The sequence below is a fragment of the Rhodovulum sp. genome (genome assembly GCF_011048875.1).
Classification (GTDB): domain Bacteria; phylum Pseudomonadota; class Alphaproteobacteria; order Rhodobacterales; family Rhodobacteraceae; genus Rhodovulum; species Rhodovulum tesquicola.
Genome location: NZ_DSDD01000304.1, coordinates 1 through 19,817 on the forward strand (window position 1 = coordinate 1; position 19,817 = coordinate 19,817).

At 66.9% G+C, this 19,817-nt stretch carries 17 protein-coding genes and 1 pseudogene; 6 read left to right on the forward strand and 12 right to left on the reverse strand.

Going from position 1 to position 19,817, the window contains the following annotated elements:
- Positions 1-281, forward strand: a 281-nt coding sequence (locus ENN83_RS10685; protein ID WP_349760116.1) for a sulfurtransferase TusA family protein, incomplete at its 5' end; no start/stop codon positions are given.
- A gap of 42 nt (positions 282-323) precedes the next feature.
- On the opposite strand, the gene ENN83_RS10690 is transcribed toward ENN83_RS10685, so the two are convergent.
- From ENN83_RS10690 to purC, 6 genes are all read right to left on the reverse strand, one after another.
- A complete protein-coding gene (locus ENN83_RS10690; RefSeq protein ID WP_287186822.1) occupies positions 324-3,014 on the reverse strand; it encodes a ribonuclease E/G in 2,691 nt (896 codons plus the stop codon).
- A 408-nt stretch (positions 3,015-3,422) separates the two neighbouring features.
- Entirely contained in the window at positions 3,423-4,754 is a 1,332-nt protein-coding gene (locus ENN83_RS10695; RefSeq protein WP_287186825.1) for a sigma-54-dependent transcriptional regulator, read from the reverse strand.
- A 9-nt stretch (positions 4,755-4,763) separates the two neighbouring features.
- Positions 4,764-6,527 (reverse strand): sensor histidine kinase, encoded by a 1,764-nt coding sequence (locus ENN83_RS10700; protein WP_287186828.1) that lies wholly within the window; start codon positions 6,525-6,527, stop codon positions 4,764-4,766.
- Positions 6,528-6,573: 46 nt separating this feature from the next.
- Positions 6,574-7,242, reverse strand: a complete 669-nt coding sequence (gene purQ / locus ENN83_RS10705) for a phosphoribosylformylglycinamidine synthase subunit PurQ (protein WP_287186831.1) — start codon at positions 7,240-7,242, stop codon at positions 6,574-6,576.
- A gap of 14 nt (positions 7,243-7,256) precedes the next feature.
- Complete coding sequence (purS, locus tag ENN83_RS10710; RefSeq protein WP_253088725.1) at positions 7,257-7,496, reverse strand: phosphoribosylformylglycinamidine synthase subunit PurS; 240 nt, start codon at positions 7,494-7,496, stop codon at positions 7,257-7,259.
- A gap of 183 nt (positions 7,497-7,679) precedes the next feature.
- Positions 7,680-8,441 (reverse strand): phosphoribosylaminoimidazolesuccinocarboxamide synthase, encoded by a 762-nt coding sequence (gene purC, locus ENN83_RS10715; protein ID WP_287186834.1) that lies wholly within the window; start codon positions 8,439-8,441, stop codon positions 7,680-7,682.
- 288 nt (positions 8,442-8,729) lie between these two features.
- Between purC and ENN83_RS10720 the strand changes: the two genes are divergently transcribed.
- From ENN83_RS10720 to bmt, 3 genes are all read left to right on the forward strand, one after another.
- A complete protein-coding gene (locus ENN83_RS10720) occupies positions 8,730-9,188 on the forward strand; it encodes an SRPBCC family protein (protein ID WP_287186836.1) in 459 nt (152 codons plus the stop codon).
- Positions 9,189-9,298: 110 nt separating this feature from the next.
- A complete protein-coding gene (locus tag ENN83_RS10725; RefSeq protein WP_287186839.1) occupies positions 9,299-9,613 on the forward strand; it encodes a DUF1476 domain-containing protein in 315 nt (104 codons plus the stop codon).
- A gap of 118 nt (positions 9,614-9,731) precedes the next feature.
- Positions 9,732-10,742, forward strand: a complete 1,011-nt coding sequence (gene bmt / locus ENN83_RS10730) for a betaine--homocysteine S-methyltransferase (RefSeq protein WP_287186841.1) — start codon at positions 9,732-9,734, stop codon at positions 10,740-10,742.
- Between the two features lie 160 nt (positions 10,743-10,902).
- On the opposite strand, the gene ENN83_RS10735 is transcribed toward bmt, so the two are convergent.
- From ENN83_RS10735 to ENN83_RS10760, 6 genes are all read right to left on the reverse strand, one after another.
- Entirely contained in the window at positions 10,903-11,511 is a 609-nt protein-coding gene (locus tag ENN83_RS10735; protein WP_287186843.1) for a holin family protein, read from the reverse strand.
- Complete coding sequence (locus ENN83_RS10740; RefSeq protein ID WP_287186846.1) at positions 11,502-12,113, reverse strand: holin-associated N-acetylmuramidase; 612 nt, start codon at positions 12,111-12,113, stop codon at positions 11,502-11,504. The genes ENN83_RS10735 and ENN83_RS10740 overlap by 10 nt, the downstream gene beginning before the upstream one ends.
- A gap of 104 nt (positions 12,114-12,217) precedes the next feature.
- Entirely contained in the window at positions 12,218-12,679 is a 462-nt protein-coding gene (gene ccmE / locus ENN83_RS10745) for a cytochrome c maturation protein CcmE (RefSeq protein ID WP_287186849.1), read from the reverse strand.
- Between the two features lie 13 nt (positions 12,680-12,692).
- The gene (gene argC, locus ENN83_RS10750; protein ID WP_287186852.1) at positions 12,693-13,721 is read right to left on the reverse strand and encodes an N-acetyl-gamma-glutamyl-phosphate reductase; all 1,029 of its coding nucleotides are present in this window, start codon (positions 13,719-13,721) and stop codon (positions 12,693-12,695) included.
- A 57-nt stretch (positions 13,722-13,778) separates the two neighbouring features.
- Positions 13,779-14,591, reverse strand: coding sequence for a glutamate racemase (locus ENN83_RS10755; protein WP_287186855.1), 813 nt, complete (start codon positions 14,589-14,591; stop codon positions 13,779-13,781).
- 132 nt (positions 14,592-14,723) lie between these two features.
- Complete coding sequence (locus ENN83_RS10760; RefSeq protein WP_287186857.1) at positions 14,724-18,128, reverse strand: indolepyruvate ferredoxin oxidoreductase family protein; 3,405 nt, start codon at positions 18,126-18,128, stop codon at positions 14,724-14,726.
- Positions 18,129-18,282: 154 nt separating this feature from the next.
- On the opposite strand from ENN83_RS10760, the gene ENN83_RS10765 reads away from it, so the two are divergent.
- Positions 18,283-19,188 carry a LysR family transcriptional regulator gene (locus ENN83_RS10765; RefSeq protein ID WP_287186860.1) on the forward strand — a complete coding sequence of 302 codons (906 nt, stop codon included), beginning with the start codon at positions 18,283-18,285 and terminating at the stop codon, positions 19,186-19,188.
- Between the two features lie 353 nt (positions 19,189-19,541).
- Positions 19,542-19,817: pseudogene (locus ENN83_RS10770) on the forward strand (murein transglycosylase); the annotation flags it as partial.

Consider the following 19,817-nt stretch of genomic DNA (forward strand, 5'->3'; position numbering starts at 1 on the left):
CCGGCCTCACAAAGCCGTGGACAGGACGCCGCAAGCGCCTTACGCACGCGAAGATGGTGGTGGCACTCGAAATAGACGCGCTGGGGTTGCGTTGCCCTCTGCCCGTGCTGAGAGCGCGCAAGGCGCTTTCGCAGATCGACCCCGGCGGGGTGCTGCGGCTTTGGGCCGATGATCCCATGGCCATGATCGACATCCCGCATTTCTGCCGCGAGGCCGGGCATGAATTCATCGCCATGGAAGAGCGCGATGGCGCGCAGCTTTACCTGATCCGGAGAGGCTAGAAAACCCGGCCCCCAAGGGGGACCGGGCCATTTCTTTTGCCCCTAACGGCCCAGCGACCACCAGCCGCGCTTGCGCGATGCTGGCTCCGCCTTGGCGGATTCGTCCCTTTGCTCGACCAGTTCGGGCGCCGGTGCGGGCTGCACCTCTGCCTCTGCCCCGACCTTGGGCAGGGCCTCGGCTTCGGTCTCGGGCTGAATGTCGGATGCGGCCTCTGCTGCCTCTGGCTCCGGCATCGCCGCGGCCTCGGTCTGAACGTCGGACGCGGCCTCTGCCGACTCCGGCTCGGGCGTCGCCTCGGCCTCGGCATCCTCCGCCATGGGCTCGGCTGCGGGATCCGGTTTGCTTGCCCGGGACCCGCGCGGGCGTCGGCTGCGGCCTTTCTTGGGCGCTGTCTCGGTCTCGCCTGCGGCCTCGGCCGCATCCGCCGACTGCGCAGCCTCAGCCTCGCCCGCGGCGCTTTCCCCAGCCTCGTCCTCGTCGGCCGCCGCCTCTTCCAGCCGCGCCTCCTCGTCGGTCTGCCCCGGCTTCTTGCGGCGACGACGGCGGCGGCGCTTCTTGGGCTTGTCTTCTTCCCCGGCAACCGTCTCAGCCGCGGGCGCGGCTTCGGATTCGGCTGTCTCGATCTCCTCGGCCAGATCGGGCATGTCGGAGGTGTCGACCGAGATCACCGGCGCGCTGACCTCGGGAACCGCCCTTGTGGCCGTCTTGAACCGCTCGATCGAGAAATCGGGCGAGATCAGGAACGGATCGGCCTCGACCCGCACCGACAGGCCATAGCGCGCCTCGATCTGGGCGATATGCTCGCGCTTCTGGTTCATCAGATAGTTCACGATGCCGATCGGCGCCTTCAGCAGCACCTCGCGCGAACGGGCGCGCACGCCTTCCTCTTCAAGCTGGCGCAGGATCGCCAGCGCAAGGTTGTCGTCGGACCGGATCAGCCCGGTGCCGTGGCAATGCGGACAAGGCTGGGTCGTCGCCTCGATCATGCCGGGGCGCAGCCGCTGGCGGCTCATCTCCAGGAGGCCGAAGCCCGAGATCCGGCCGATCTGGATGCGGGCGCGGTCGTTCTTCAGCTTGTCCTTCAGGCGCTTCTCGACGGCGGCGTTGTGCTTGCGCTCTTCCATGTCGATGAAGTCGATGACGATCAGCCCGGCAAGGTCGCGCAACCGCAATTGCCGCGCCACTTCCTCGGCGGCCTCCAGGTTGGTCTTGAGCGCGGTTTCCTCGATCGAGCCCTCTTTCGTCGCCCGGCCCGAGTTCACGTCGATCGCCACCAGCGCCTCGGTCACCCCGATCACGATGTAGCCGCCCGATTTCAACTGGACCGTCGGGTTGAACATCGACGACAGGTAGCTTTCCACCTGGAAGCGCGCGAACAGAGGCATCTGCCCGGTGTAATGCCGGACGTTCTTGGCGTGGGACGGCATGATCATCTTCATGAAGTCCTTGGCCACGCGATAGCCGCGCTCGCCCTCGACCAGCACCTCGTCGATCTCGCGCGAGTAGAGATCGCGGATAGAGCGCTTGATCAGGTCGCCTTCCTCGTAGATCGGCGCGGGCGCGATGGATTTCAGCGTCAGATCGCGGATCTGTTCCCACAGACGCTGAAGGTATTCGTAGTCGCGCCGGATCTCGGACTTGGTCCGCTGCAACCCCGCCGTGCGGATGATGAGGCCGGCGCCTTCGGGCACCTCAAGTTCGGCCGCGATCTCCTTCAGCTTCTTGCGATCCGCGGCATTGGTGATCTTGCGCGAGATGCCGCCACCGCGGGCGGTGTTCGGCATCAGCACGCAGTAGCGGCCCGCGAGGCTCAGATAGGTCGTCAGCGCCGCGCCCTTGTTGCCGCGCTCTTCCTTGACCACCTGCACCAGCATGATCTGCCGGACCTTGATGACCTCCTGGATCTTGTAGCGCCGCAGTCGCGGCTTGGGCCTGCGGATCTCCTCGGTCACATCCTCCTCGGCGATCGACTCGATCTGGTCATCGCGCTCGACAACATCGACGCTGTTGTCCTCGCCCTCCTCGGCCACCGGTTCGGGCGACGGGGCGTCGGTGTCGGCCAGGGCCTCGCCCGACTTGCGCGCAGGCTTGCGCCGACGCCGACTCGGACGGCGGGGCTTGGCCGCATCGGCGGCATCCTCGACCGGCAGGGCGGCCACGCCTTCCTCACCCAGATCGACGACATCCATACCGGGAATGCTGGCGGGTTCGCGGGTTTCGACCGGATCGTCACTGCGGGCCGAAGCCGCCATCGTGGCGGACGGCGGAGTGTCGTCCCCGGTCTCCGCCTCGGGCTCGGACGATTCGCCTTCCGGTTGCGCCTCTGCATCGACCTCGGAGGCGGACTCGACCTCCACCGCCTCGTCCTTCGGCGAACGGCGCGACCGGCTACGCCGCTTGGGACGGGGCTTGTCGTCCCCCTCGTCCTCGTCCATCGCCTCGGCGAGCGCGCGTTCCTCGGCCAGCAGCGCCTCGCGGTCGGCCACCGGGATCTGGTAGTAATCCGGATGGATCTCCGAGAAGGCCAGGAAACCGTGGCGGTTGCCGCCGTAATCCACGAAGGCCGCCTGGAGCGAAGGCTCCACGCGGGTGACCTTCGCTAGATAGATATTGCCGGCGAGTTGCCGTTTGTTGACGCTTTCGAAGTCGAAATCGTCAACCTTGTATCCGTCCACCACAACCACGCGGGTTTCCTCCGCATGGGTGGCGTCGATGAGCATTTTCTTTGCCATGTCAATTCTTTGCACCACGGCGGACCGACTGACCCCGGGGGGGCAGCGCGGCGCGGTGGGTGTCTTGTTGGGGCGTGGGCGCGCGCAAGCGGACGTCGGGCGGTGCTTGGCCTTCCCGTTCCGTGCCTGCCCTGTCCGGCGCGCTCCATCGCGGTTCGTCTCCGATGCCGCGTGGGGGCGCGGCATCCGTTGGTGGTACCCGGCGGCCACCGTGGTCCCGGGGATGCTGTGGGTTCTTGTCGAACCCGATCGGTCTGTTTCGTGCTGCTCCGGGACATGTTGCCGCGGCACGCGCGAACAGCGAAACTCGTTCATCGCAGGGGCATGTCGCTCAGGACAATGCACCGCCGGGCGACATTAGCGGCACTTGACCGCCAAACACAATGCCTTTTTCCGGCCGATTCCGCCTCAGAGATAGTCGGCGCGGCTGAGTCCGTACTTGGCCATCTTCTCGTTCAGCGTGCGCCGGGGCAGGCAAAGCTCTTCCATGACGCCCGCGATCGAGCCTTTGTGACGGCGCATCGTGTTGTCGATCAGCATCCGTTCGAAGGCCTCGACATATTCCTTCAGCGGCTTGCCTTCGGTCGTCATCACCGGCCGCGTCGCCTCGTTGTCGGCCATCAGCAGGCTGGCGATCGTGCCGGAGCCGCGCCGACTCTGCAGCACCGCGCGTTCGGCGATATTGATCAGCTGGCGCACGTTGCCGGGCCAGGGCGCCTGCATCAGTTGCGCGGCCTCCTGGGCGGTCACCTCGGGAGCGTCGCAGCCGTATTCCTCGGAGAATTGTTCGGACAGGCGGTTGAACAGCGTCAGGATATCCTCACCCCTGTTGCGCAGCGGCGGCAGGGTGATCTTCATCGCCGCAAGCCGGTAGTAAAGGTCGGGACGCAGCACGTCCTCGACGGTCTTGTCCTGCTCCTGCAGGTTCGATACCGCGATGATGCGCGTCTCCGCAGGACTGCCCTGATCGTTGATGAAGGTCAGAAGCCGCGCCTGCAAGGCGGGCGACAGCGCCTCGACATCCTCAAGGCACAGCGTGCCGCCGCGGGCCTCCTCGACCGCCGGAAGCGCGCCGCCTTCCTCGACCGGGCCGAACAGCCGTGCCGACAATGCGTTGGGATCGCAGGCCGCACAGGCGATCTGCACGAATTTCCTGCCCGCCCGGGGACCGACCGCATGCAGCGCATGCGCCACCAGCGTCTTGCCGGTGCCGGTCTCGCCGTCGATCAGCACATGACCATCCGCCTGTCCCAGATCAAGAATATCCTCGCGCAGCCGCTCCATCACCGGGGAAGAGCCCATCAGCTTCTTGACCAGCACCGAGCCGTCGCTCAATTCGCGACGCAGCGCCCGGTTGTCCAGAACAAGCCGCCGCGCCTGGCTCGCCCGCTTGACCAGTTCCGTCATGCGGTCGGGGTTGAACGGCTTCTCCATGAAGTCATAGGCGCCGATCCGCATCGCCTCGACCGCCATGGGCACATCGCCATGGCCAGTGATCATGATCACCGGCAGCGTGGAATCGAGGCTCATCAGCTTCTTCAGGAACGAGAGCCCGTCCATGCCCGGCATCTTGATGTCGGTGACGACGACGCCCGGGAAATCGGAACCGATCTCCTTAAGCGCGTCCTCGGCGCGGGCGAAGGTGGCGGTCTCGAACCCGCTCAGCGCCAGCCACTGGCTGATCGACTGTCGCATGTCCTGCTCGTCGTCGACGATGGCGATTTTCATGGCCTGTGGCATTCCTGGTCCTTATTCCGCAGCTTCCATGTCCCGGTTCAGTATCGGGAGCTGAACTTCGAATACAGCCCCGCCCTCGCGCCCGTTGCGCGCGGTCAGTCGACCGCCGAGGTCGTTGACGATCCCCGACGAGATAGCAAGGCCCAGCCCGACACCGTCGCCGGGCTGCTTGGTGGTGTAGAAGGGCTCGAACAGCCGGTCCAGATCCTTGATCCCGTGACCGTTGTCGCGCACCGTCAGCGTCGCGGTCTCGCCGGCCGACAGGATGACATCGACCTGCGGCTCGGCCGAGTCGCGCGTGGCGTCCAGCGCGTTGCGCAGCAGGTTGATGATCACCTGTTCCAGCCGAACCCGGTCGGCCATCACCATCACCGGCTCGCGCGGCAGGGTCCGGGTGATCGTGACCTTGCAGCGCTTCAGCTGGGGCTCCATCATCGACAATGCGCCCGACACGCAGGAGCGCACGTCCAGCGGCTCGAACGCATCGCCGCCCTTGCGGGCATAGCTCTTCAGCTGGCGGGTGATCGCCCCCATCCGCTCGATCAGGTCATCGATCCGCTGGAAGGACGACAGCGCCTCGTCGGGACGCTTGCGCTGCAACAGAAGCCGCGCACCCGCCAGATAGGTCTTCATCGCCGCCAGCGGCTGGTTCAACTCGTGGCTGACCGCGGCCGACATCTCGCCCAGCGCGGCCAGTTTCGAACTTTGCGCCAATGTCTGCTCGGCGACCTGCAGGTTCTGCTCGGCACGCTCGCGCTCGGCGATCTCGCGCTGCAGCCGCGCATTCAGCTCGCGCAATTCGGCGGTCTCGCGCTGGAACACCTTCGACCGCGACTGCGCGCGCCGCGACATCAGGTAAAAGGTGCCCGCCAGCAGGATGGCAAAGCCCATGATCTCCAGCGCAAGGACCGCGTTGACCTTCTCGCGCACCGAGACATAGGTGGTAAACGAGACGATCCGCCAGCCGCGGAAGGGAACGCGCGCCTCGTTGCGCATCACCGCCTCGCCCATCAGATAGGCATCGGGCGGCAAGGCGCCCCAATCGGCCGTCACCTGCAGCGCGCGCCGGATCGCCGAGGGCGGCGAGCGCACGGCCAGCGCCTCGTCGACCGTGCGCCCGCGCCAGCGCGGCTCGGTGGACAGGATGATCTGCCCCTCGCTGTCGGTGACGATGATCGCATCCGCGATGCCCGCCCAGCTCTTCTCGAACTTGGCCAGATCGACGCCCACCACGATGACGCCGGCCCTGCGGCCCTCGGAGGTGATCGCACGGGAATGCGTGAAGGAGAACGCGCCCGCCTCGGTGCGCGAGGTGATGAACACGGTATCGTTGGAACGCTGGGCCTCGACGAAAAAGGGCGCGCCGCGCAGGTCGGTGCCGATCTGCGCACGGTCGGTCGCCGCAACCACCCGGCCGGCATTGTCCAGAAGCATCAGCGAGGCCGCGCCGATCTCGTCCACATAGGAGATCAGCCGCTGCGAGCTTTGCGAGAAATCGCCGCTGTCCAGTGCCTGGATCAGCATCGGATCGCGAGACAGCAACAGCGGCACCACCGAGGCGCGCTGCAACTCGCTGACCACGCTGCCCGAATACAGCGCCAGCCGGACCTGCGCGCGGTTGCGGGTATTCTCGGTGAACCGCTCGGTCAGCCAGGTATTGGTAACCCAGACCGTCGCCACGGCAACCGCCACCAGCAGGAGCAACGCGAAGCGCTTGCCCCAGCCGCCCACCCCTTTCGGGCGGACGATCGTCGACTGGTGAAGGGTACCCAGCATGCGGACAGGTTACGCTTCGGCGCGGCCGCGCTCAAGCGCGCCCCGCTCAGGCCAGCGCAAGCGCACCGACAAGCGAGCGGAAAAGCGCCGCCCCGTCCGTGCCGCCATGGGCTGGCTCGGCGGCGCGTTCGGGATGCGGCATCAACCCGAGAACCCGACGGTTTTCCGACAGGATCCCGGCAATCCCGTCGGTAGAGCCGTTGGGATTGTCCCGATAGGTGAACGCGATGCGATCCTCGTCGCGCAGCCGCGCCACCAGATCGGCATCGGCGACGTAGTTTCCGTCGTGATGGGCGATGGGAATGGTAATCCCCTGCCCCCTTGCGTAGCAGGCGGTAAAGGCGCTGTCGGCGGTCTCGACCGTCAGATCGACGGGCTTGCATATGAATTTCAGCCCCGCATTGCGCATCAGCGCACCGGGCAGGATGCCGGTCTCGGTCAGCACCTGAAAGCCGTTGCAGATGCCCAGCGCATAGCCGCCGCGATGGGTGTGCTCGATCACCGCGCGGGTGATCGGCGAGCGCGCGGCAATCGCGCCGCACCGCAGGTAGTCGCCGAACGAGAACCCGCCGGGGATGCCGACGACATCGACATCCGCAGGCAGCGCATTGTCCTTATGCCAGACCATCGCGACCTCGGCGCCCGCATTGCGGAAGGCCACGGCCAGATCGCGGTCGCAGTTGGAACCGGGAAAGACGAGAACGGCAGCTTTCATCACGGTCCTCGTCCTCAACCGATCTCGATGTCGAAACGCTCGATCACCGTGTTCGCGAGCAGCTTCTCGCACATCTCGCGCACCTGCGCCTCGGCGGCGGCGCGGTCGGTCTCGGCGAGGTCCAGGTCGATCACCTTGCCCTGGCGCACCTCGCCCACCCCCTGAAAGCCCAGCGTGCCCAGCGCATGCGCCACGGCCTGACCCTGTGGGTCCAGAACGCCATCCTTCAGCATAACATGCACGCGGGCCTTCATCCTGTCGTCCTTCCTTGACTTGCCCGGACCCTTGCCCGGGGCCTTGCCCGGGTCGCGGGCGGCCCTGCCGCCCCCGCCCGTCCTCTGGGATCACCTGCGCCTGTGCTTGCCGCGGGCGCCGTCGCGTGTGGGATCATGTCCGGGGCGGGTTTGTGATGACACAAGCCGGACACGCTTGCCCTTTCAATTGATCAGGGTCGGCTTCGATGCGTGGGTGACGTTCGTGGGCAGCACGCCCAACCGCCGGGCGACCTCGGAATAGGCATCCGTGAGGCTGCCCAGATCGCGGCGGAACACGTCCTTGTCCAGATGCTGGCCGGTCTTGACATCCCACAGCCGACAGCTGTCGGGGCTGATCTCGTCGGCGACGACAAGGCGCATGAAGTCGCCGTCCCAGATCCGGCCGATCTCGATCTTGAAATCCACCAGCTTGATGCCGACCGCCATCATCGCGCCCGACAGGAAGTCGTTCACCCGCAGCGACAGCGCCACCATGTCGTCCAGATCCTGCTGGCTGGCCCAGCCGAAGGCGATGATATGCTCCTCGGTCACCATCGGATCGCCCAGCGCATCGTCCTTGAAGTAGAACTCGACGATCGGGCGCGGCAGCGGGGTGCCCTCCTCGATGCCCAGGCGCTTGGACATCGACCCGGCGGCGGTGTTGCGCACCACGACTTCCAGCGGGATGATCTCGACCTGGCGGACCAACTGCTCACGCATGTTCAGCCGCTTGATGAAATGGGTCGGCACCCCGATCGCGTTCAGCCCGGTCATGAAGAACTCGGAAAGGCGGTTGTTCAGCACGCCCTTGCCCTCGATCACGTCATGCTTCTCGGCGTTGAAGGCGGTGGCGTCGTCCTTGAAATATTGCACCAGCGTCCCGGGCTCGGGGCCTTCGTACAGGATCTTCGCCTTGCCCTCGTAGATCTTCTTGCGCCTTGCCATGGATACTCCGAATCCGGACGGCGCGGGAGACGACCGCCCCGCGCATCTGTGCTGCGCTTTTAGGGCAAGGACGGTCCTGCCGCAAGACGGCGCAGGCGGGCCCGGTTGCACGATCAGGGGACGACCGCGGTGCCACGCCTTGCCCCATATCGTGCCACCCGAGACTAATGTATGCGTTGACGCCTGCATTCTGCGGCGGCAGAAACTCTCGCAGTGGTAGAAATCCGTTCGCGCTTTGGTTGCAGGGCGTGACTTGCCAAGCCCTGGTATGGGCCGAAAGGAAAGCTGATGGACCGGCCCATGGTCGATCACGCAGCCCCTGTGCGAACCTTCGCACAGGAGTTCATACAAGCCGACCGCGAACGGGTCTGGCATACCCTCACCGATTTCGAAAGCTGGCCCGCCTGGAACGTCGCCATCCGCAGGGTGAATGTCGGCGGCCCCCTTGCCTATGGCGCGTCCCTGATCTGGACCAATGCGCGCGGGCTGACCCTGTGCGCACGGATCGCCCGGCTGGAACCCTGTGGCAGCATCGGCTGGATCGAACGCGCCGGCGAGCTACAGGCCGGCTATCTGCTCACACTCGCGCCGCGCGACGGGGGAACGCTGGCCACCATCGAGGCCTCCGTGGCCTCGGGCCTTGCGCACCTCCTGCCGGGGCTGACCGAACGCGCGCTGAATGCCGGGCTGCGGCGCGGGCTGGCGGCCCTGCGCAGCGAGACCGAGCGCCGCTCGGCCCGAGGATGATGACCCGGGGGGCGGAGAACCGTGCCCGAAGGGCAGGCTGCCCCTAGGCATAGGGGCGTTCTTCCCTTAAATGGCTTTCGAATGCGGAATCCCAGGAGGGCCAGACCCCAATGACCACCTTCGAAGATCGCGAGAACGCTTTCGAGAACAAATTCGCCCATGACTCCGAACTTCAGTTCAGGGCCGAGGCCCGACGCAACAAGCTTCTGGGCCTCTGGGCGGCAGAGTTGATGGGGATGTCGGAAGATGCCGCGCTCGAATACGCCAGGCAGGTGGTCAAGAGCGATTTCGAGGAACCCGGCGAGGAAGACGTCTTTCGCAAGGTGGCCGGCGATCTCGGCGACCGTGCCGACGAGGCGACGATCCGCGCCAAGATGTCCGAACTGATGGCTGTCGCCAAGGACCAGATCATGAACGAAACCTGAGGCGCTCGCGCCGCGGTGAACGGGCAAGCCCCCCGCCGGGCGCGTGCCCCGTTCCCTCGATCGCGACCGGCGGCGCCCTCCGGCGGGCCGCCGCACCTTTTCGCAAAGGACGTGACCGATGACCGACGCGCTTTCCGACCTGCTCGCGTCCCGCGACTGGCTGATGGCCGACGGCGCCACGGGGACCAATCTTTTCAATATCGGGCTGTCCTCGGGCGAGGCACCGGAACTCTGGAATACCGACCGGCCCGACGCGATCCGCGCGCTCTGTCGCAGCGCGGTTCAGGCGGGATCGGACATCTTCCTGACCAATTCCTTCGGCGGCAACGCCGCGCGGCTGAAACTGCATGACGCTCATACCCGGGTGGGCGAGCTGAACCGTGTTGCCGCCGAACTGGGCCGCGAGGTGGCGGATACCGCGGGCCGTCGTGTCGTCGTGGCGGGGTCGATGGGGCCGACCGGCGAGATCATGGAGCCGATGGGGCCGCTGTCCTTCGCCTCGGCGGTCGAGATCTTCCACGAGCAGGCCGTGGCGCTCAAGGCCGGCGGCGCCGATATCCTCTGGGTCGAGACGATCAGCGCGGCCGACGAGTACAAGGCCGCCGCCGAGGCCGCCCGGCTGGCCGACATGCCCTGGTGCGGCACGATGAACTTCGACACCGCGGGCCGCACCATGATGGGCCTGACCGCGGCCGATCTGGTCGAACTGGTGGAACGGCTTGCCTGGAAACCCGTTGCCTTCGGCGCGAATTGCGGCGTCGGCGCGTCCGACCTGCTGCGCACGGTGCTGGGCTTTGCCGCGGCCGGATCGGAACGGCCGATCATCGCCAAGGGCAATGCGGGCATTCCGAAATACCACGATGGGCATATCCGTTACGACGGCACGCCCGAACTGATGGCCGATTACGCGGTGCTTGCGCGCGATTGCGGGGCGCGGATCATCGGTGGCTGCTGCGGCACCACGCCCGACCACCTGCGCGCCATGCGCACAGCCCTCGAAACCCGCCCCCCCGGCCCGCGCCCCAGCCTCGACGAGATCGCCGCGCGGCTCGGCGGCTTTTCCTCGGCCTCGGACGGAACCGGCGATTCCGACAGCCCGGACCGTCCCCGGCGGCGCAGGCGGGGCTGACGGAGAGGCCCGCCGCCCTGGAACAGCGCCACCACCAGGCCGACCCCAACCAGCGCAAGCACCAACGCGCTGCCCGGGGGCTCGGTCCGGTCGTGTTTCCGGAAGGCGGCCATGGCACCAAGCGCCCCCAGCACGCAAAGATCGGTGACGAACGCGAAGCTCATTGCGTCGATCTCCAGGCGTCGAGCGCAGGGTTCGACCCCGCCACAGGCCCCGGGGCCGACACCGGTGCCGGACCCGGATCGACCGGTGCCGCAGCGGTGGCGGGCGCAGCGGGCTGCCGCGGCGCGGCGGTCGCGGATTTTTCAAGCTGGTCCAGAGCGCGCAGGTTCTCCAGAACCGAGGCGCTACGCGCCATGGTCTCGGCGATCGAGCGCTGGAACTCCTGCCCCTTGGCCTGGTAGCGAGAGCCGAAATAGAAGCTGATGATCGCTCCCAGAAGCCACCACAGCGGCTCGGGCACCAGCGCGATCCCCTGCATCCGTGACGAGAACCAGATCGGATCGACCATCGCCGAGACCAGCAGGAACACCGTCCCGAGCGCCAGGAACGGGCGCGGCAGGCGGTTCATGCCATCCACCAGCCGGTCGAACAGGCAGCGCCGGGGATGGGCGAATTCATGGCCGAACTGCTCCAGCGCGGCACGCTGCAGATCCGCCGCGCGCTGATCGGCGGCCTCGGCATTCACGCGAAAGACCTCGGCCGTCTCGGTGATGACATTGCGCCCGACCCCGAACAGCACGTTGGCAAGCCCGAATTTCAGCCCCATTTCGACGTCCTTTCCCGGTGCTCGGCCTCGCTCAGGTGGTAGCGGACCGAAATGAATTCCTCTGCACGGACGATCCAGCCGCCCTTGCCGCCATCGCGGCGCCGGACGAACTTGCGGCTGGCGGGCCGCTCATCGGCGATGGCGTAGTAATAATTGCGCCGGGCGATGCCATAGGCGTCGACAATATGCTCGGGCGCGGCGGCGGCGGCGATTTCGGCGGCAAGCGCGGTCTTCGGCCCGATCACGCCATCGACAGCGATCCGCTGGCCCATGTCGTTGAACAGCCGTTGCAGGATCTTCACCGCGTTTCCGCCCGCGTTCACATACATGTCGAAGACCGACGCATGCAACAGCCCGGGCAGCATGTGGATACGCGGACGATGGAAATGATGCTCGATGAAGATTGCGACCGCATCCTCGCGGGTCAGCGCGCGGACATCCGCCTCGGTCACCCTGCCGTCGCCGGTCTTGTCGATCCCCAGCGCCTTGAGCGTGCGCAGCGTTACCCCGTAATTCGTGGCCCCCCCGGGATCGTCGGGGTCGTTCACAAAGCCGCCCTCCCGGGCGACGATCTGTTCCGCAAGCTCTCTGACGGTGCGCATGAAGGCCCCCCGTTCGTCAATCGAAGCGGGGGGCATATTGTACCAATCGCGGTTAACGCGGCCCGAGACCACCGTGCGCTGGTGCAACGGCCCGGGACGAGGGCTCAGGTGCCGCCGGACGCCTCGCCCTCGGCATGGCGGTAGACACCCTGTTCCTTCAGCGCGTCCACGACCTCGCGCGGCATGTAGCTTTCGTCATGCTTGGCCAGAATCTCATGCGCCACGAACACCCCGTCGATCAGCCGACCGGTCCCCACCATGCCCTGGTTCTCGGCGAACAGGTCGGGCAGCACGCCGGTATAGGTGACAGGGACCGCCGCCCCGCCATCTGTCACGGAAAAGCGGATCGTCTCGCCCTGCCCGCGCTGAATGCTGCCTTCCTCGACCAGCCCGCCGATGCGGAACACCTCGGTCGGCGCGGGCGGCGCGGCCACGACCTGGCTGGGCGAGCGAAAGAAGTTGATCCCGTCCCGCATGGCATAGCCGATCAGGGCGGTCGACAGACCCAGCACCACAAAGGCCACCACGATGATCTGTATCCGCCGTTGCTTCTTCAGTCTGCGCATCCGTCTCTCTCCATCAGGGGAAGCACGGCGCCAGCATCAGCCCCGTCTCCTCCGCGATCTCCAGCATCAGGTTGGCGTTCTGCAGCGCCTGCCCCGACGAGCCCTTGGTCAGGTTGTCGAGCGCGGCAAACACCACCGCCCGGCCCGGCCGCCGGTCCCCCACCACGCCGACATGCACGAAGTTGGATCCGCGCACGTGCCGGGTCGAGGGGTGTTCGCCGAACGGCAAAACCTGAATGAAAGTCTCACCTTCATACGCCGTTGCCAAGACCGAATGAACCGCCTGCGGATCACCTTTCAGCCAGCACGTCGCCAGGATGCCGCGGTTGGCCGGAATCAGGTGGGGGGTGAACTGCACCTCGACCCTGCGGCCGGCCGCGCGGCTGAACTCCTGGTCGAACTCGCCCAGATGCCGGTGGCTGCCGCCGACCGCATAGGCATGGAACCCCTCGGACAGTTCGGCATGCAGCAGGTTCTCCTTCAGCGCGCGGCCCGCGCCCGACACCCCCGCCTTGAGGTCGATGGCGATGTCGTCGAGATCGATCACCTCCGCCCGGATCAGCGGGATCAGCGCATATTGCCCGGCCGCCGCGTTGCAGCCCGTGCCCGCGACCAGCCGGGCGGCGCGGATCTCGTCGCGATAGAACTCGGTCAGCCCATAGACCGCCTCGGCCTGCAATTCGGGCGCGGCATGGGGCTTGCCATACCATTTCTCGTACACCGCCGGATCGCGCAGCCGGAAATCCGCCGACAGGTCCACGATCTTCAGGCTGCGCGGCAGCGCCCGGATCACCTCCTGGCTGGTGGCATGGGGCAGCGCACAAAAGCACAGATCGACCGCCGAGAAGTCGATCTCCTCGATCCGCACCAGATCGGGCAGGTCCAGGTGACGCAGATGCGGAAACACCGCGGCCATGGGCTGGCCCGCCTTGCGCTCGCCCGACAGCGCCACGATCCGCATGCCGGGATGGGTGGCGATCAGCCGGACGAGTTCGGCCCCGGTATAGCCCGAGGCACCCAGGATGGCGACGGAATGGGTCATCTTGCGCTCTCCGCTGGTGACGGATGGGGGTCCAGACGCGACGGGCCACGCCCGCAATCACGCGGCACGGAATTCGATGCGGCGGCGCAGGAATTGCGTGGCCTTGTTCGACACCGCCGCCGGATCGCCCGTGGTCAGGAACATCGATTCGGTGCCCGGCCCCGGCATGCCGGGATGGCGGCCCAGGTAATCGGCCAGGCTTTCGGCCACCAGATTCGCCTGCGAATAGACCCGCACCTCGGGGCCCAGCGCATCCTGAAAGGCGCGCTCCATCAGGGGATAATGCGTGCAGCCCAGGATCGCGACCTCCGGATGCGGCATCCGCCGTTTCAGCGCCTCGACATGGGAGCGCACCAGCGCCTCGGCCAGCATCTCGTCGCCCTGCTCGATCGCATCGACCACGCCGCCGCAGGGCTGGGCCTCGACATCGACACCGATGGCACGAAAGGCCAGTTCACGCTGGAACGCGCGGCTCGCGACCGTCGCGGGCGTGGCAAACAGCGCCACATGCTTGATCGCCACCTCGCGCGGGGGGGAATTGTCGCCCCATTGCCGTTCGGTCAGCGCCTCGATCAGCGGGACAAACACACCCAGCACCCGCTTGTCCTTCGGCACCCAGCTTTCCTGCATCCGCCGCAGCGCCGCGGCGGACGCCGTGTTGCAGGCCAGGATCACCAGATCGCAGCCGGCCTCGAACAGCCGGCTCACGCCCGCCGTGGTCAGCCGGTAAACGTCCTCGGCGTCGCGCACCCCATAGGGCGCATGCGCATTGTCGCCGAAATAGACGAAGGGCACGTCGGGCAGACGCCGCGCGACGGCGTCCAGCACCGTCAACCCCCCAAGACCGGAATCGAACACACCCACTGCCATGGCCTGCCTCTTGCGCTGTGCGTGGCGCCCGGGAAGGGCCGCCGGAGCGGCGGTGCCCGGGGCTGTTTTCCCACTCATAAGTCGAGTTGTGACGGAAATCCATCGCCGCAATGCGCGCGACGGACCCACCCGCTATTCAGCCGCCTGCCGCAGCGCCATTCCCCCCGCCCGGAACGCGGCCAGCAAGTCCGCGCGCCGTTCCGCCGCCTCGGCCTCGGCCTTCGCCTTGACCGGGCCGAAGCCCTTGACCGAAAGCGGCAATTTGGCCAGGGCCACGGCGGCCTCAAGACGCTCTGGCGTCAGCGCGGCCAGAACCTCGTGCATGTCGGCCTCATAGCGCCGGATCGCGGCGCGCTCGCGGCGGCGCTCGCCCTGCCAGCCGAACGGATCGAACGGCGTGCCCCGCAGCCTTCGCATCCCCGCCAGCACCCGGAACGCCCGCCCCATCCAAGGCCCGAAGGCGCGCTTGGCGGGCCGCCCGTCCGGTCCCTTGCCACCCAGGAACGGCGGCGCCAGCAGCCAGGTGATCTCGAAATCGCCCGAGAACTCGGCCCGCGCCTTGGCGGCGGTCTCCAGGTGCAGCCGCGCGACCTCGTATTCGTCCTTGTAGGCCAGCAGCTTGTGATACCCTTTCGCCACCGCCTCCTTCAGCCGCGGATCCTCGGCGCGGTCGACAAGGCGGCGGTAGCGCCGGGCCAGCCGGGCCGACTGGTAGGCCGCGAGGTGCGCCTCGCGCAAGGCGATCCTTTCGGCAAGGCTTTTCGGCTTTGCAACCGTCCGGGCCGCGATCACCCGGGCCGCCGCTTCGGGGGTCAGCACCGCCCAGCGGCCGATCTCGAAGGCGCGCAGGTTACCCGCGACGCCCGCCCCGTTCAGCTCGATCGCCCGCACCATCGCGTCCCGGGACAGCGGCAGCAGGCCCCGCTGCCAGGCGGCACCTGTGACGATCATGTTGGCATAGATCGTGTCGCCCATCAGGCAGCGCGAAAGCTCTGTCGCATCAAGGAATTGCACCCCGTCCTTCAGACGCGCCCGAAGGGCCAGTTCCAGCCGGTCGGACGGCACGCGGAACTCAGGGTCACGGGTGAAGGCGCCGGTCACGATGTCATGGGAATTGACCACCGCGCCCGCGCGGCCCGTGGTCATCAGCCCGATGGTCCTCGCCCCCGCCGTCACCACCAGGTCGCCACCGATCACCGCATCGGCCTCGCCGGTCGCCACCCGGATCGCGCTGATCCCGGCGGGCGTCTCGGCGATCCGGCAATGGATATGCACCGCGCCGCCCTTCTGGGCGAGGCCCGCCATCTCCATCATGCCCGCGCCCTTGCCCTCGACATGGGCGGCCATGGCGAGGATCGCGCCGATGGTCACGGCCCCCGTGCCCCCGACCCCGGTGATGACCACGTTCCAGGTGCCCTCAATCCGGGGAAGAACCGGGTCGGGAAACTCGCCGATCTCGATCTCGGCCGACGCCTCCTTCCTGACCGCCGCGCCCTTCAGCGTGACGAAGCTGGGGCAAAATCCCTTGAGGCAGGAGAAATCCTTGTTGCAGGCGGACTGGTCGATGGCGCGCTTGCGGCCGAACTCGGTCTCGACCGGCACGATGGCCACGCAGTTCGACTGCACCCCGCAATCGCCGCAGCCCTCGCAGACATCGGTGTTGATGAACACCCGCACATCCGGGTCGGGAAAGGCGCCCTTCTTGCGGCGGCGGCGCTTCTCGGCGGCGCAGGTCTGCACATAAACAAGGGCCGTCACGCCCTTGATGTTGCGCAGCCTTTCCTGAACCGCCATCAATTCGGCGCGGGGATGGCAGGCCACGCCGGCCGGAAAGCTGCGCGGGTCAAGGTCCTCCTTCTCGTCGTAGACCACCTCGACCTTCCTCACCCCCGCCGCGACCAGTTCCGCCACGATCTGCTGCGCCGTCAGCCCGCCGTCGTTGGTCTGCCCGCCGGTCATGGCAACCGCGTCGTTGTATAGGATCTTGTAGGTGATGTTCACACCCGCCGCGACGGCGGCATGGATCGCCAGCCGCCCCGAATGGTTGTAGGTGCCGTCGCCCAGGTTCTGGAACACGTGGGGCCGCGTCGAGAACGGCGCCTCGCCGATCCAGTTCGCCCCCTCGGCGCCCATATGGGTGTAGCCGGATGTCTCGCGATCCATCCACATCGCCATGATGTGACAGCCGATCCCGGCATAGGCGCGCGCGCCCTCGGGCAGCCGGGTCGAGCTGTTATGCGGACAGCCCGCGCAGAAATAGGGCAGCCGCGCGGCCATGTCCTGCGCATTGTCCGCCCGCCGCGCCGCGCGGATCCGCTCCAGCGCGGCCACCAGCCCGTCGGACCCGCGCCCCTCCTCGATCAGCACCTCGCCTAGCTTCTCGGCGATCAGCACCGGGTCCAGCGCAAAGCGGGTCGGGAACAGTTCCTCGTCGCGGTCATTCTTCCAGCCATAGATGCGCCGGCCGCGGCGGTTGTGAAAGATCGCCTCCTTGGCCTGCACCTCGATGAGTTTCCGCTTCTCCTCGACCACCACGATCAGGTCCAGCCCCTCGGCGAACTCGGCAAAGCCCTTCATGTCCAGCGGAAAGGTCTGGCCCACCTTGTAGGTGCTGATCCCCAGCCGCTCGGCCTCTGCCTCGTCGATGCCCAGAAGCCCCAGCGCGTGCACCAGGTCCAGCCAGTTCTTGCCCGCCGCGACCAGCCCGATCCTGGCCCCCGGTTTCCCCCAGACGCGCCGGTCGATCCGGTTGGCATGGGCGAAAGCCTCGGCCGCGAAGCGCTTGTGGTCGATCATGCGCGCTTCCTGCGCGACCCAGTGATCGCCAAGACGGATGTTCAGCCCGCCCTCCGGCATCGGAAAGTCGGGGGTGACGAAGGCCATGCGGTCCGGGCGGCCATCCACCACGGAGGTCACCTCGACCGTGTCCTTCATCAGCTTGAGCCCCACCCAGACCCCGGCGAAGCGCGACAGTTGATACCCGTAAAGCCCGAAATCGAGGATTTCCTGCACCCCCGCGGGCGACAGCACCGGCATGTAGACATCGACCATCGCCCAGTCGGACTGGTGGCAGGTGGTCGAAGACTCGCCCGTGTGGTCGTCTCCCATCGCCATCAGCACCCCGCCATGGGGCGAGGTTCCGGCCATGTTCGCATGCCGCATCACGTCGCCCGACCGGTCCACCCCCGGGCCCTTGCCGTACCACAGCCCGAAGACGCCATCGAACCGGCCCTCGCCGCGCAGTTCCGCCTGCTGCGTGCCCCACAGCGCCGTGGCCGCCAGATCCTCGTTCAGCCCCGGCTGGAAAAGCACATCCGCCGCCTGCAAATCGGCCTTCGCACGGGCCATCGTCATGTCCACCGCTCCCAACGGCGAGCCACGATAGCCGGTGACGTAACCGGCGGTGTTCAGCCCCGCCGCCCGGTCGCGCGCCTTTTGCATCAGCATCAGCCGGACCAGCGCCTGGGTGCCGTTCAGCAACACGGGCGATTTCGCCAGATCATAGCGATCGTGAAGGCTGACATCCTGACGGATCATGCGTGCCCCTCCCCTGGCGTGCTTGCATCCATAGTAGGTCAAAAACCATGACCTACAAAATCAAATCCACGCCAGATCTTGGTTTGCAATGACCAAGGGCCCACCTGTAGGACTGCGGCGCGGCCGTGCATGGCGGCATTGCAGGATTTGCATGATGGACTGGGACAAGCTTCGGATCTTCCACGCGGTCGCCGACGCGGGCAGCCTCACCCATGCGGGCGAGACGCTGCACCTGTCGCAATCCGCCGTCAGCCGCCAGATCCGCGCGCTCGAGGACAGTCTCGGCTCGACCCTGTTTCACCGGCATGCGCGGGGACTGATCCTGACCGAGCAGGGCGAATTGCTGTTCGACGCCACCACCGCGATGAGCAAGCGTCTCGAGGCCGCCGTCGCCCGCATCCGCGACAGCGTCGAAGAGGTCTTCGGCGAATTGCGCGTGACCACCACCACCGGCTTCGGCTCGCTCTGGCTGGCCAAGCGCCTGCCGATCCTCTACGAGCGCCACCCAGAGTTGCGCATCGACCTGATGCTGTCCGAACAGGTGCTCGACCTGCCGATGCGCGAGGCCGATGTCGCCATCCGAATGAAGGAGCCCAGTCAGGCCGACCTGATCCGCCTGCGCCTGATGGGCGTGCGGATGCAGCTTTATGCGGTGCAACCCTATCTCGATGCCCAGGGCACACCCACCAGCCTCGACGATCTCGGCGAGCACCGGCTGATCTGCCAGAACACCACCACAGCCCAGGTCAGCGCCGGTGCGCGGCTGGTTCAGGAGTTGATGACCCACCGGATCCGTTCCACCCTGACGGTGAACAACTATTTCGGCGTGCTCCAGGCGGTGCTGAACGGGCTGGGGATCGGGGTGCTGCCCGATTATGTGACCGAGGATCACCCGCAGCTTGTCCGGGTGCTGCCCAATATCGAATCTAGCGAGGTTCCGGTCTTCCTGGCCTATCCCGAGGAATTGCGCGCCTCCCGCAGGATCGCAGCCTTTCGCGAGTTCATCACCGAACAGATCACCGAAAAGCGCCAGCGCGAAAAAGACACGACAGGATTGTGAGATATCTGTCACACGCATGACGGGCATGCGGTCCGGCAACGATTTTCGCCTTGAACCTGCGCCAGCGCGTCCATAACTGCGTTGATGAAGGCGGAACATTGCTTTCGTCTTTACCTCCCTGTTGGACTTGGGCCGAGCTTTTGCTCGGCCTTTTTTCTGCCTGGACATGATCTGCCTGCAATCAGGGCGCTCTTTGCGCCGACTTGCACAGTCCTGCGGCGGCACGCGAAGGTTTCGGCGCGCGATGGCAGCCCCGCCACCCCGTCAGGACGAAATCGCAACCCGACGATTCAGGGCATTGGGCAATGCCGGTTGACGCGCTAGTCTTCCTCCGAACCGACCGGAGGAAATCCATGCGAATCAGTGCCTTCGCCCTTGCCCTTGCCGCGCTCTGCCTGGCCGGACCGGCGACCGCCACACCTTGCGGGGACAGCGCCGAGGGCTTCGACGCCTGGAAACGCGACTTCGCCCGCGAAGCCGCCAGCGCGGGCGTCGGCCAGCGCGGACTGGCCGCGCTGGCCGCAACCCAATACGCCCAGGCCACGATCAATGCCGACCGCAACCAGCGCAGCTTCCGCCTCAGCTATCCCGAGTTCTGCCGGAAGCGCGGCTGCGATGCGATCGTCCAG

Bases quoted from the DNA above. Each gene is read 5' to 3' on its own strand.
- ENN83_RS10690 (WP_287186822.1), bottom strand. From the start codon at position 3,014: ATGGCAAAGAAAATGCTCATCGACGCCACCCATGCGGAGGAAACCCGC.
- ENN83_RS10695 (WP_287186825.1), bottom strand. From the start codon at position 4,754: ATGCCACAGGCCATGAAAATCGCCATCGTCGACGACGAGCAGGACATG.
- ENN83_RS10700 (WP_287186828.1), bottom strand. From the start codon at position 6,527: ATGCTGGGTACCCTTCACCAGTCGACGATCGTCCGCCCGAAAGGGGTG.
- purQ (WP_287186831.1), bottom strand. From the start codon at position 7,242: ATGAAAGCTGCCGTTCTCGTCTTTCCCGGTTCCAACTGCGACCGCGAT.
- purS (WP_253088725.1), bottom strand. From the start codon at position 7,496: ATGAAGGCCCGCGTGCATGTTATGCTGAAGGATGGCGTTCTGGACCCA.
- purC (WP_287186834.1), bottom strand. From the start codon at position 8,441: ATGGCAAGGCGCAAGAAGATCTACGAGGGCAAGGCGAAGATCCTGTAC.
- ENN83_RS10720 (WP_287186836.1), top strand. From the start codon at position 8,730: ATGGACCGGCCCATGGTCGATCACGCAGCCCCTGTGCGAACCTTCGCA.
- ENN83_RS10725 (WP_287186839.1), top strand. From the start codon at position 9,299: ATGACCACCTTCGAAGATCGCGAGAACGCTTTCGAGAACAAATTCGCC.
- bmt (WP_287186841.1), top strand. From the start codon at position 9,732: ATGACCGACGCGCTTTCCGACCTGCTCGCGTCCCGCGACTGGCTGATG.
- ENN83_RS10735 (WP_287186843.1), bottom strand. From the start codon at position 11,511: ATGGGGCTGAAATTCGGGCTTGCCAACGTGCTGTTCGGGGTCGGGCGC.
- ENN83_RS10740 (WP_287186846.1), bottom strand. From the start codon at position 12,113: ATGCGCACCGTCAGAGAGCTTGCGGAACAGATCGTCGCCCGGGAGGGC.
- ccmE (WP_287186849.1), bottom strand. From the start codon at position 12,679: ATGCGCAGACTGAAGAAGCAACGGCGGATACAGATCATCGTGGTGGCC.
- argC (WP_287186852.1), bottom strand. From the start codon at position 13,721: ATGACCCATTCCGTCGCCATCCTGGGTGCCTCGGGCTATACCGGGGCC.
- ENN83_RS10755 (WP_287186855.1), bottom strand. From the start codon at position 14,591: ATGGCAGTGGGTGTGTTCGATTCCGGTCTTGGGGGGTTGACGGTGCTG.
- ENN83_RS10760 (WP_287186857.1), bottom strand. From the start codon at position 18,128: ATGATCCGTCAGGATGTCAGCCTTCACGATCGCTATGATCTGGCGAAA.
- ENN83_RS10765 (WP_287186860.1), top strand. From the start codon at position 18,283: ATGGACTGGGACAAGCTTCGGATCTTCCACGCGGTCGCCGACGCGGGC.